Source organism: Paracoccus zhejiangensis (assembly GCF_002847445.1).
GTDB classification, from domain to species: Bacteria; Pseudomonadota; Alphaproteobacteria; order Rhodobacterales; family Rhodobacteraceae; genus Paracoccus; species Paracoccus zhejiangensis.
Window position 1 is genome coordinate 286,303 of record NZ_CP025430.1, and the last position, 11,246, is coordinate 297,548.

Consider the following 11,246-nt stretch of genomic DNA (forward strand, 5'->3'; position numbering starts at 1 on the left):
CGGTTTCGCATAGTTGCGGAAGGATGCGGCTTTATAGCGGCGAATCCCGGCGATGCAAGCGTAAACGCCCCGTGGCATCGCTGACGGAAATCTGACCTGCGCGGGCGTTGACCCGGCGCCGCCGAACCCGCACCAAGGGCAGGTCCTTGCCGTGGATCGGAGAAGCAGATGAAACACGCCCTGTCAACGCTCGCGCTTCTGGCGCTGACCACGCTGCCCGGCTCGGCGCAGGAGGCCGCACCCGAGGGGGCGACGCTCTGGCAGCTTGATCCCGGCCACAGCCAGGTCGCCTTCGCCTATGACCATCTTGGCTTCTCCACCACGCGCGGTCTCTTTGGCGGCATCGAGGGGCAGATCACGCTGGACGAGGCCGCCCCGGAAAATTCCGCCGTCGAGGTCAGCTTTCCGGTCCGCGCCATGCTGACCGGCTGGCAGGACCGGTTTACCGACCTGATGGGGCCTGATTTCTTCGATCTGCCCGAGGGCAGCGACGCGCGGATCACATTCGCCTCGACCAGCGTCGAGCCGACGGGTGAGAAGACCGCGACCGTCACCGGCGACCTGACGCTGAACGGGGTGACGAAACCCGTGGTGCTCGAGGTCGAGCTGAACCAGCAGGGCGAGAACCCGGTGACTGGCAAGCCGTGGATCGGCTTTGATGCCGAGACCACCCTCAAGCGGTCCGATTTCGGCCTCGGCCAATTCGCCCCGGCGGTGGGCGACGAGGTCGAGATCGAGATCTCGGTCGAGGCGGGCAAGGCGGAGTAGCAGGTCGATCAGCAGACCCCGGCCCGGAGCAAGCGCGAAGCGCGCCGAGCCAGCGCCTGCCCGTTCCGGCGGGCTGGCGCTTTGGTGCCGCTGGTCCTGCCTTCACCCAGAAGAGGGCCTTGGCACCATAAATCGCATCGACGAACCGTTGCGGCGCCAGCCCACGGGCAGGCGCTGCCCCTCTGTTGCACTGGTCTCGCGGGCGGGCCATCCTGCCCCAAAACTCGCCCACGGAGGACGCAATGGCACTCGAAGACGCAAAGCATCAGGTCGATCAGGCCTTCACCCGCACCGACCCGCGCGGGCTCAGCTTCGAGAATGCCTTTGGCGGGGCGACCAGCTTTTTGCGCCGCCGCTATACCAAGGATCTGGCCGGGGCCGATATCGCCGTGACCGGCATTCCCTTCGATCAGGCCGTCACCCATCGCCCCGGCACCCGCTTCGGCCCCCGCGCCATCCGCGAGGCTTCGACCCTGCAGCCCTATGATCCGCCCTATGGCTGGGACTATGACCCGCTGTCGCTGCTGACGGTCATCGATTACGGCGACATGGCCTTCGACTATGCCAATACCCGCGACGTGCCGGCGCGGATCGAGGCGCATATCGGCGCGATCCTGGATGCCGGGGCCGCCCCGATCACCCTTGGCGGCGATCATTCCATAACCCTGCCGATCCTTCGCGCCGTGGCCGCACGGCGGGGGCCGGTGGCGCTGATCCAATTCGACGCGCATTCCGACAGCTGGCCCGATGACGACCCAGAGCGGATCGACCACGGGACGTTCCTCTACAAGGCGATCCGGCAGGGCATCGTTGACCCGGCGGCCAGCGTCTCGGTCGGCATCCGCACCGACAATCCCGATACGATGGGGGTGACGATCCTCGACGCGCCCTCGGTCCACCGCGACGGGATCGAGGCGACGCTCAACCGCATCCGCGCGGTGATCGGTGCGCGCCCGGTCTATCTGACCTTCGACATCGACGCGCTGGACCCGGCCTTCGCGCCCGGCACCGGCACGCCGGTCTGGGGCGGGCTGGCCAGCTGGCAGGCGGCGGCGCTGTTGCGCGGACTGGCGGGGATCGATCTCATCGGCGGCGATGTGGTCGAGGTCTCGCCACCCTATGACACGACCGGCGCGACGGCGGTGGCGGGGGCACATGTGGCGATGGAGCTGATCGCGCTTTATGGCTGGAACCGGCGCTGAGGGGAGGGCCGGCGGACGACCGCGGGTGGCCGCTGCCGGCCGCTGAACGAAGCCCCTTTATGGCGCCAGCATATCGAACAGTTGTTCGGAGCTGAACCGCGCCAAGGCGGCCGCCCATGGGGGCGGTCGGCCGCCGGCCCGGCGCGCTTCGCGCTTGCCCCGGGCCGGGGTCTGCAGGCTAACCCCTGCGCACCCGCCTCAAGAACACCACGATCGCCACCACCATGAAGACCGAGGCCAGCATGAACGGCGCGCCGGGCAGTTCGACCACGGCGTTCTCGCCGGTGAAGCGAAAGAAGACCTGGGTGAACAGCAGCGGCCCGATGATGGTGGTGAGGCTGGAAAGGCTGGTCATCGCCCCTTGCAACTCGCCTTGGGCTGAGGGGGGCACCTTGGCCGCCGCGATGCTGCGCAGGGGCGGATCGGCCAAAGCCTCCAGCGCCGAGGCGGCGATGACGACATAGATCATCCAGCCCTGCCAGGCGAGGCCGAAGGCCATCAGCCCGGCGGCCGAGACCGCCATGCCCAAGAGCGCCGCCCGCCACTCGCCCAGGATGCGGATCGCGCGCGGCAGGACCAGCAGCATCACCAGCGCCGCACAGATGCCATAGGCGCCAAGCGACAGCCCGATCTGCGCCTCGCTCCAGCCATAGCGATAGGTGGTGACGAAGGACCAGATCGAGGGATAGACCGCGTGCGACAGCCAATACATGGTCATCACCGCCATGACCCAGCCGATGCCCGGATAATGCCGCATCTGCCTCAGCGCCCCCAGCGGGTTCGCCCGACGCCAGTCGAAGCGGCGGCGGTTCTCGGGCGCCAGCGTCTCGGGCAGAAGGAAATACGAGGCGACGAAATTCGCCAGCGACAGAAGGCCCGCGCCGAGGAAGGGCACGCGCGGCCCCAGCTCGCCCAACAATCCGCCGATGACCGGCCCGACGGTGAAACCGACGCCGAAGGCCACGCCGATCAGCCCGAAATTCTTGGCCCGGTTCGTATCGTCGCTGATATCGGCGATATAGGCCGAGCAGGTGGCATAGCTGCCGCCCGAGATCCCCGCCAGCGCCCGGCCGATATAGAGCATCCACAGCGTCGTGGCGGCGGCGCAGATCAGGTTGTCGATGGCGAAGGTCAGGATCGAAATGAGCAGCACCGGCCGCCGCCCGAACCGGTCGCTGAGATTGCCGATCACCGGCGCGAACAGGAACTGCATCGCGGCGTAGATCAAGAGCAGCCAGCCGCCATCCACCGCCGCCGCGCTGATATCGTCGCCGGTCAGCTCGTGCAGCAGCGCCGGCAGCACCGGCATGATGATGGCGATGCCGATGATGTCCAGGAACAGGATGATGAAGACCAGCACCAGCCCGCGACGGACCAGCGTGGGGGAAGGCGGAACATGTGCGCTCGACTCGACCATGCCAGCTGCATAGCCAATCCGGGCTGGCGGGCAATAGGCGGAGTTTCGCGGTCTTCCGGGCGTGATCCCCACGCCGCACCTGGCCTGGGGGGATAACGGGCCGGTCCTTTTCGCGGATCTGAATATTCTGCAGCATTCTGAATAATATTAATTAATTTAATAAATTAAATCTATATTTATTAATGATTATATTAATCATGCATTTTATGTTAATAATATCAGTGCATCGATATTTCGGGGGCGAGGAGGTGCGTCAACACAGGACAGGAGAGTCTGATGACCAACATGGTATTGGGCCGGCTGCGCCGGCAGATCGATTACGAGGCCGCGCGTGACCGGCTTGCCGAGATCGAAGCGCGCGGCGAGGACCGGGCAGTCGATGAAGACGACCTCGAGGACGAGGCCGAAGCGCTGGAAACGCTGATCGAGGATTACGAGGCGCGGGAAATGATCCCCGCGGAGGACGAGGACGACGACGATTTCGAACGCGTACCGGGCCTCTCCTCACCGCTTGCCGAAAGCATTGCACGGCTGCGTCTGCCCAATGGCAATCGCGTGGAATTCTATGCTGCACCCTATGGCCGCGAGGTTCACATGGCCGAGATTGCCAGCGGCGGGGCAGGCGAATTGCTGCTGGGCGCCGAGGATGGTCAGGCCGCGACCGTCTTCGCAAGGCTGGCCGATCCGGCATCACCCGTACCCGCCGCGATCGCCCGGCTGGACAAGATCGGCCTCTTCGACGGGCGCGCGACCGTTGACGCCCTCGCGGGAGAGATCGAGGTCGATCCGGCGCGGATCGTCAATCTTCCCCCTGCCGCGCTCGATCAGGCCGGGTCCTGCCAGTCGGGCAATGCCGGCAAGGCCTATTTCGAGGCGAACCATTGCGGTTCGGGCGGCGGGCCGGGCTTTGGCAAGAGCGAATCCTATTGTTATGCCGACCCCTATCAATGGATCCAGAAGACCAGCGGTCGCCGCCGCGCCACCTACAGCCGGATGGCAGCCTGTGGCTCTGGCACCTGCCGGCTCAGGCATTTCTACAAGACGGCCAGCGGCTATCACACGCAGCTGATGATCGATGTTCCGGCGCCGCATGTGGCGCAGTACTGGAGCGCCAAGGGCGGTATCCGTCGCAGGCGCCGGGTCCGGTTCGAGACCTTGGGAAATAGTGCCTTCGTGCGCGGCTGGGTGGTGTTCCACTCGCAGGTCGCCGACTGGTCCGTCTGAGGGAGGCTGTCATGGGCTGCAAGACCAATGTCGTCAGCAATCTGAAGAACGCCCTTTACCTCAGCCAGGGAAAATTCCGCGCCAGGGTCAGCTGGTCGCGCAAGGCACGCCAGAAATATGGCTGGAGCTATCGCAAGTGGAGCAAGGCCAAGGACAAGGGCTATTATGTCTATGCCGACGGCACCGACTTCCTGGTCTGGAAGGTGCGCGCCTACGGTCGGCCCTGCAACTGAACGGGCAGAGGCCGAGCCGCCACCCCGGTGTCGGTTCCTTCTTGCTCGTTCCGGGCAGCGGGGCTAAGTCCCGCCCATGCTGCCCGAAGACCGCCTCATCCAGATCACCCAACGTTTCGAGTTTCTCGAGGCGCAGCTGAACGCGGGTGCAGCGCCCGACAAGATCGCTGCGATCAGCCGCGAATATGCCGAGCTGAAGCCGGTGGTCGAGGAAATCGCCGCCTGGCGCGCCGCGCGTGACGGCATGGCCGAGGCGCAGGCGATGCTCACTGACCCCGAGATGCGCGAACTGGCCGAGGATGAACTGGCGCGGCTGAAGGTGGCGCTGCCGGAACTGGAACAGCGGCTGCGGATCGCGCTTCTGCCCAAGGATGCCGCCGATGCGCGGCCCGCCCTTATCGAGATCCGCCCCGGCACGGGCGGCGACGAGGCGGCGCTGTTCGCGGGCGATCTTCTCTCCATGTATCGCCGCCATGCCGAGGCGCAGGGCTGGAGTTTCCAGCTTCTGGATCTCAGCGAGACCGAACTGGGCGGCGTCAAGGAGGCGGTGGCGCGGGTCGAGGGCGAGGGGGTCTTTGCCCGGCTGAAATACGAATCCGGCGTCCATCGCGTGCAGCGCGTACCCGAGACCGAAAGCGGAGGTCGTATCCATACCTCGGCGGCGACCGTGGCGGTGCTGCCCGAGGCGGAAGAGGTCGATATCGACATCCCCGCGACCGATATCCGCATCGACACCATGCGCGCCAGCGGGGCCGGCGGCCAGCATGTGAACACAACCGATTCCGCCGTGCGCATCACCCATCTGCCCACCGGGATCATCGTCACCAGCAGCGAGAAGTCGCAGCACCAGAACCGCGCCAATGCCATGGCCGTGCTGCGCGCGCGTCTTTACGACATCGAGCGCCAGCGCGCCGATGCCGAACGCGCCGCCGACCGCAAGTCGCAGGTCGGGTCGGGTGATCGCAGCGAGCGCATCCGCACCTACAACTTCCCGCAGGGCCGGATGACCGATCACCGCATCAACCTGACGCTCTATGCGCTGGACCGGGTGATGGCGGGCGACCTCACCGAGATCATCGACGCCCTGACCGCCCATGATCAGGCCGAGAAGCTGGCCGCACAGGAATGATCTGGTCCGAGTTGCACCGCGAGGCCGTGGCCCGGCTGCGTGCGGCGGGGATCGAGGGCGCCGAACGCGATGCACAGCGGCTGGCCGATCATGTCTTGGGCGGGGCAGGGCGCTGGCGCTTGCGGCAGGGCGAGACGGCGGAGAGTGCCGAGCGGGCTGCTTATGACGCCGCCATCGCCGCCCGCGAAGCGCGTCAGCCGGTCAGCCAGATCACCGGAACCCGCGCCTTCTGGACGCATGATTTCCGCGTCACCAGTGACACGCTGGACCCGCGCCCCGAGACCGAGGCGCTGGTCGAGGCGGCGCTGGCCTTGCCCTGGACCTCGGTTCTGGATCTGGGCACCGGCACCGGGGCGATCCTGCTCTCGCTGCTCTCGGAACGGCCCGGTGCCACCGGAACCGGCGCGGATATCTCGGCCCCCGCGCTCGAGGTGGCGCGCGGGAATGCCGTGCGGATCGGCGTGACTGCGGATTTTCGGCAGGCCGACTGGTATGCCGGCATCGACGCGCACTTTGACCTCATCGTCTCGAACCCGCCCTATATCGCGCTGGCCGAGATGGCGGGCCTTGCGCCCGAGGTCCGGGACTGGGAGCCGCATCAGGCGCTGACCGATTTCGGTGACGGGCTTGCGGCCTATCGCGCCATTGCGGCAGGGGCGCGTGACCACCTGACCCCCGGCGGACGGGTGCTGGTCGAGATCGGGCCGACGCAGGCCGAGGCGGTGGCCGCGCTGTTCACCGCAGCCGGGGCCGAGGCAACGCGGGTGCTGCCGGATCTCGACGGGCGGGATCGCGTCATTTTTGCGCAGTTCCCGGCGATTTAGCGCCGTTTGCGCCGTGTTCGGCAAGAAATTCTTCACTTTCCCCTTGTAACAGGGGGATCGGCATGTTTATTCGGACTCGTGACGGGGGCGCTTGGCGCCAACGCACGGGTCAGCCTGACAAGACGCAACACCGACCGGGGCCAGACGCCCCGCCCCGCAATCAGGGCAAGCAAGGTCTGAGAAATCGCGCTCGGGCACGACCCCAACCTAATTCCAGACGTTGAACTGGCATTATCGACAGACAGACTGATGAGATCATCCAAATCCCGTTCGCGTAACAAGTCCAATCGTCAGCGCACGCTTGGCAATGTCGTCAACCGCGTCTTTGATTCCTCGGGTCCCGAGGGCAAGGTGCGGGGCACGCCCCAACAGATTATCGAGAAATACCTGACGCTGGCGCGCGATGCCCAGCTGTCGAACGACCGGGTCGCCGAACAGAGCTTCCTGCAACATGCCGAGCATTACACGCGGATGCTGGGCGAGGCGCAGCGCGAGCAGGCCGAGCGGCAGGCGCAGAACCCGCAGGGCCAGCCGCATCAGCGCCAATATGGCGATGATGAGCGCGACAACGGCAATAACAACGGCCGGGGCGGCAACCAGCAGCCCTATGGCGGCGGCTATCGCAACGATCAGCAGCCGCGCAATGACCGCGCGGATGATGGCGACGAGGGCGAGACCCGCCCGAGCAATTTCCAGCCGCGCGAGCCGCAGCACCAGCAGCCGCGCGCCCCGCGTGACGAGCAACAGCACCAGCAGCGCGCCCCGAGAGAGGATGCGCCGCAGCATCAGCCGCGCGCACCGCGCCCGTCGCGTGACGAGGCCCCGCAGCCGCAACTGCAGCTGCAGCCCGAGGCACTGCCCGATGCCATGTCCGCCTCGGACGAGGCTGACAGCGGGCTGGTCGAGACCCCGGAAAGCCAGCCGAAGCCCAAACGCCCGCGCGCTCCGCGCAAGCCGGCTGTTGTCGCAGAGGCAGGCGAGGCTCCGGCCGGCGAGGCGAAGGCCCCGCGCGCAAGCCGCGGTCGCCGCAAGGCAGAGCCCAAGGACGAGGCCGCACCGGCGAATACCGGCGAGACCGATCCGGCGGCCTGAGGCCATAGGCTCGCAGGATCACCGCAAGACTTTTCAGAACGGGCCGATCTCTCGGCCCGTTTTTTGTTCTCATCAGTTGAACCGCAGCCCTGGCCCGGGAACCAGGGCGAAGCCTGCCCGGGCCAGCGGACGACCGCCCGGACGGGCGTCCGCTTTGGTGACCATCAACGCCGAACAGTCGTTCGATATACTGGCACCATAAAGCGCCTGCATCCAACCCCCTCGGCGGACACCCGCGGTCGTCCGCTGGCCCTCTGACCTGCGTTGGTTTGCTGCCCGCAGCCTTAGCCGCGCGGCGCCTCGGCCAAGAGCCGCGCCAGCGTGCAGAACCGTTCGAGGTCGATCTCCTCGGCCCGCGCCGTTGGTGGAATGCCTGCGGCTTCCAGCACCGCCTCGATATCGGGGTGCAGCCCGCGCAAGCTGGCGCGCAGCATCTTGCGGCGCTGGTTGAAGGCGGCGGCGGTGACCCGCGACAAGACGGCTGGATCGGCCGGATAGCGCGGCTGGGGCAGGGCGGTCAGGCTGACCACGGCGGAATGCACCTTGGGCGCGGGCACGAAGGCCTCGGGCGGCAGGGCCATGACGATCTTCGCCTCGGCCCGCCATTGCGCCAGCAGCGCCAGCCGGCCATAGGCCTTGCCACCGGGCTTCGCCACGATGCGCTCGGCCACTTCCTTCTGGAACATCAGCGTCAGCGACTGCCAGAAGGGCGGCCAGTCCTTCGGCGTCAGCCAGCGGATCAACAGCTCGGTGCCGACATTATAGGGCAGGTTCGCCGCGATGCGGATCGGTGGGGTCAGATGCACCAGCGGATCGATCTCCAGCGCGTCGCCATGCAGCACGGTCAGCCGGCCGGGATAGGCCTCGGCGATCTCGGCCAGCGCGGGCAGGGCGCGCCCGTCCTTCTCGATCGCCAGCACATGCCGCGCACCCTCGGCCAGCAACCCGCGGGTCAAGCCGCCGGGGCCGGGGCCGATCTCCAGCACGTCGGTCTGCGACAGGTCGCCCGCCTGCCGCGCGATCTTGGCGGTCAGGTTCAGGTCCAAGAGGAAGTTCTGGCCCAGCTGCTTCTTGGCGCGAAGCTCGTGCCTGGCGATCACCTCGCGCAGCGGCGGCAAGCCGTCGATGGTGCTCATCCCCGCGCTGCCGCCATATCGCGCGCCATCTTCAGCGCGGCGATGGTCGAGGCCGGATCGGCCAGCCCCTTGCCCGCGATGTCGAAGGCGGTGCCGTGATCGGGCGAGGTGCGGATGAAGGGCAGGCCAAGCGTCACGTTCACCCCGCCGGCAAAATCCAGCGTCTTGATCGGGATCAGCGCCTGATCGTGATAGGCGCAAATCGCCGCGTCATAGCGCGACCGGGCCGGGGCGTGGAACATCGTATCGGCGGGCAGCGGACCGGCAAGGTTCAGCCCCTCGGCCCTGAGCCGGTCCAGCAGCGGCGCGATCCAGTCGCCCTCCTCGCGCCCCATCGCCCCGCCCTCGCCGGCATGGGGGTTCAGACCCGCCACGGCGATCCGCGGCGAGGGGATGCCGAAATCGCGGATCATCGCCGCATGGGTGATGCGGATGGCGGCTTCCAGCGCCTCGGGTGTCAGCGCGGCGGGCACATCGGACAGGGCGATATGGATGGTCGCCGGAACCACCCGGCAGGGCGGTGTGACCGTGGTCGAGGCGAGCATCATCGCCACCGGCAGATCGCCGGCCAGATGCGCCAGGTATTCGGTATGGCCGGGAAAGGCGAAGCCCGCGCCTTCCTTCAGCGCCTGCTTGTTGATAGGCAGGGTACAGATGGCCGAAGCCTCGCCCCGCATGACCAGATCGACCGCGTGGGCGATCACCTCGATGACACCCGCCGCATTGGAGGGTTCCGCCCGGCCCGGCGTGGCGGGGGCGGCGAAGTCGTGGCGCAGCACCGGCAGGCTGCCCGTGGGCACCGGATCGCCGGGGGCGGCGACCTCGGTCCAGTTCGTGCCGGGGGGCAGGTGGCACGGATCGCCCAGCCAGACGAAATCGACGCCCGAGGCGAGCGCCAGCGGCGCCAGTTCCGGGCCTATGCCCGCCGGCTCGCCGCAGGTCAGGATGACCCTTTGCACCATCGGATCAGGGCCGACGGATGACGGCGTCGGCGTAAAGCTCGGCCAGGTAGGCCGAGGCCATCGCGTTCACCTTCTGGTTCAGCAGCGATTCCCGCACCATCTGCCGGTCGGGCAGGGCATTGGCATCGGGCACTGCCGCCTCGACCCCGTCAGGCGCCTCGGCCGTCACCGGTACATCGGTCTGCGCGTTGGCCAGAAGCGCGGGCTGGCGCGAACACAGCATCACCACATCGACCGCCCCGCCCAGGTTGATCGTGGCGGTCTCGTCGGCGTCGAGCGAGGCCAGCTGGCTGCCGACCAGCGGATCGATCGCGCCCTGCGAGACCGACTGGCGCAGCGTCTGGCCTTGGCCCTGGGCCTCCAGATCGGCGCAGGTATCGACACGGGCGATGACATTGGCCGCATCCTGCGCCGAGGGCAGCCGCAGCAGGGCATAATCCAGCACCTGCTCGGATGCGCCGGGGCGCAGATTGCCCTGGCTGTCGCGCAGGAAGAACAGGACCACGGCGCCGGGAATGCTCAGCGGTTGGGTGATCTGGCCGGGGCGCAGGCCCAAGAGGATCGGGCGCAGGGTGGGCGGCAGGTTGTCGACCGGCATCCAGTCCAGACGGCCGCCATTCGGCGCCGAGGCCGTGGCCGACAGCCGGCGCGCGGCCGAGGCGAATTCGGCCTCGGTGGTGACGCTGGCGGCGATCTGCCGGGCCTGCGCCATCACCGCCTCTTCGCGGCCCGGCGGTGCCGGGATGATGAGTTCCGAGAACAGCACGCGGTTGATGATCGGGGTCTCGATCTCGCGCTTCAGTGCCTGGTCGATCTCGGCGTCGCGGACCTGGACCGAGGGCAGGATCTGCTGGCGGATCACGTCGCGCCAGGCCACCCCGGCCTCGACGAAGTCGCGGAAGGTCTGGGATTCAACCCCGGCCTGGCCCAGGGCCTGGGTAAAGGCAAAGGTGTCCAGGTTGGCGCGGCCGGCGAATTCCGACAGGCCCGCATCCAGCGCCTCGGGGCTGACGGTGATGCCCAGCTTCTTGGCGGTCTGCATCCGCAGCCGGTCCTCGATCAGCGCCTTCTCGGCCTCTTCGGGCGTGGCGCCGGGGGCGTTCAGCAGCTGCATGAAGCGGATGCGCTGATCGACCTCGAAGCGGGTCACGGCCGATTCATTGACATAGACGATCGGCTCGAAAGGGTTCTGCGCCATCACCGGGCTTACCGCCATCAGCACCGCCGCAAGGGTCAGGCCGGAAAGAAACTGCCGCATC

11 protein-coding genes are annotated in these 11,246 nt (G+C 67.5%); 7 read left to right on the forward strand and 4 right to left on the reverse strand.

What is annotated here, in order from left to right; all coding sequences use genetic code 11:
* The first annotated feature begins 168 nt into the window (after positions 1-168).
* Positions 169-768, forward strand: a complete 600-nt coding sequence (locus tag CX676_RS01470; RefSeq protein WP_101751036.1) for a YceI family protein — start codon at positions 169-171, stop codon at positions 766-768.
* 242 nt (positions 769-1,010) lie between these two features.
* Complete coding sequence (speB, locus tag CX676_RS01475) at positions 1,011-1,970, forward strand: agmatinase (protein WP_101751037.1); 960 nt, start codon at positions 1,011-1,013, stop codon at positions 1,968-1,970.
* Between the two features lie 178 nt (positions 1,971-2,148).
* Here the strand turns inward: speB and CX676_RS01480 are convergent, their stop codons facing one another.
* Entirely contained in the window at positions 2,149-3,387 is a 1,239-nt protein-coding gene (locus CX676_RS01480) for a TCR/Tet family MFS transporter (RefSeq protein WP_101751038.1), read from the reverse strand.
* A 276-nt stretch (positions 3,388-3,663) separates the two neighbouring features.
* On the opposite strand from CX676_RS01480, the gene CX676_RS01485 reads away from it, so the two are divergent.
* The 5 genes from CX676_RS01485 to CX676_RS01505 all read left to right on the forward strand — a co-directional run bounded on the left by CX676_RS01485 (position 3,664) and on the right by CX676_RS01505 (position 7,889).
* Complete coding sequence (locus CX676_RS01485; RefSeq protein WP_101751039.1) at positions 3,664-4,611, forward strand: hypothetical protein; 948 nt, start codon at positions 3,664-3,666, stop codon at positions 4,609-4,611.
* Between the two features lie 11 nt (positions 4,612-4,622).
* Positions 4,623-4,844: a hypothetical protein gene (locus tag CX676_RS01490; RefSeq protein ID WP_101751040.1), complete on the forward strand. Its 222-nt coding sequence runs from the start codon at positions 4,623-4,625 to the stop codon at positions 4,842-4,844.
* Positions 4,845-4,920: 76 nt separating this feature from the next.
* Positions 4,921-5,973 (forward strand): peptide chain release factor 1, encoded by a 1,053-nt coding sequence (gene prfA / locus CX676_RS01495; RefSeq protein WP_101751041.1) that lies wholly within the window; start codon positions 4,921-4,923, stop codon positions 5,971-5,973.
* Positions 5,970-6,797 carry a peptide chain release factor N(5)-glutamine methyltransferase gene (gene prmC / locus CX676_RS01500; RefSeq protein WP_101751042.1) on the forward strand — a complete coding sequence of 276 codons (828 nt, stop codon included), beginning with the start codon at positions 5,970-5,972 and terminating at the stop codon, positions 6,795-6,797. Before prfA ends, prmC begins: the two co-directional genes overlap by 4 nt.
* A 249-nt stretch (positions 6,798-7,046) precedes the next feature.
* Entirely contained in the window at positions 7,047-7,889 is an 843-nt protein-coding gene (locus CX676_RS01505; protein WP_101751043.1) for a DUF4167 domain-containing protein, read from the forward strand.
* Between the two features lie 284 nt (positions 7,890-8,173).
* On the opposite strand, the gene rsmA is transcribed toward CX676_RS01505, so the two are convergent.
* Genes rsmA through CX676_RS01520 form a run of 3 tightly spaced genes read right to left on the reverse strand, consistent with a single transcriptional unit; the run spans position 8,174 to position 11,245 of the window.
* Positions 8,174-9,025 carry a 16S rRNA (adenine(1518)-N(6)/adenine(1519)-N(6))-dimethyltransferase RsmA gene (rsmA, locus tag CX676_RS01510; RefSeq protein WP_101751044.1) on the reverse strand — a complete coding sequence of 284 codons (852 nt, stop codon included), beginning with the start codon at positions 9,023-9,025 and terminating at the stop codon, positions 8,174-8,176.
* Positions 9,022-9,987 carry a 4-hydroxythreonine-4-phosphate dehydrogenase PdxA gene (gene pdxA, locus CX676_RS01515; protein ID WP_101751045.1) on the reverse strand — a complete coding sequence of 322 codons (966 nt, stop codon included), beginning with the start codon at positions 9,985-9,987 and terminating at the stop codon, positions 9,022-9,024. The genes rsmA and pdxA overlap by 4 nt, the downstream gene beginning before the upstream one ends.
* Positions 9,988-9,991: 4 nt before the next feature.
* Entirely contained in the window at positions 9,992-11,245 is a 1,254-nt protein-coding gene (locus CX676_RS01520; protein WP_101754065.1) for a peptidylprolyl isomerase, read from the reverse strand.
* Position 11,246 lies beyond the last annotated feature (1 nt).

What these genes read in the sequence shown, in the direction of transcription:
- CX676_RS01470 (WP_101751036.1), top strand. Translation starts at nt 169, where the DNA reads ATGAAACACGCCCTGTCAACGCTCGCGCTTCTGGCGCTGACCACGCTG.
- speB (WP_101751037.1), top strand. Translation starts at nt 1,011, where the DNA reads ATGGCACTCGAAGACGCAAAGCATCAGGTCGATCAGGCCTTCACCCGC.
- CX676_RS01480 (WP_101751038.1), bottom strand. Translation starts at nt 3,387, where the DNA reads ATGGTCGAGTCGAGCGCACATGTTCCGCCTTCCCCCACGCTGGTCCGT.
- CX676_RS01485 (WP_101751039.1), top strand. Translation starts at nt 3,664, where the DNA reads ATGACCAACATGGTATTGGGCCGGCTGCGCCGGCAGATCGATTACGAG.
- CX676_RS01490 (WP_101751040.1), top strand. Translation starts at nt 4,623, where the DNA reads ATGGGCTGCAAGACCAATGTCGTCAGCAATCTGAAGAACGCCCTTTAC.
- prfA (WP_101751041.1), top strand. Translation starts at nt 4,921, where the DNA reads ATGCTGCCCGAAGACCGCCTCATCCAGATCACCCAACGTTTCGAGTTT.
- prmC (WP_101751042.1), top strand. Translation starts at nt 5,970, where the DNA reads ATGATCTGGTCCGAGTTGCACCGCGAGGCCGTGGCCCGGCTGCGTGCG.
- CX676_RS01505 (WP_101751043.1), top strand. Translation starts at nt 7,047, where the DNA reads ATGAGATCATCCAAATCCCGTTCGCGTAACAAGTCCAATCGTCAGCGC.
- rsmA (WP_101751044.1), bottom strand. Translation starts at nt 9,025, where the DNA reads ATGAGCACCATCGACGGCTTGCCGCCGCTGCGCGAGGTGATCGCCAGG.
- pdxA (WP_101751045.1), bottom strand. Translation starts at nt 9,987, where the DNA reads ATGGTGCAAAGGGTCATCCTGACCTGCGGCGAGCCGGCGGGCATAGGC.
- CX676_RS01520 (WP_101754065.1), bottom strand. Translation starts at nt 11,245, where the DNA reads ATGCGGCAGTTTCTTTCCGGCCTGACCCTTGCGGCGGTGCTGATGGCG.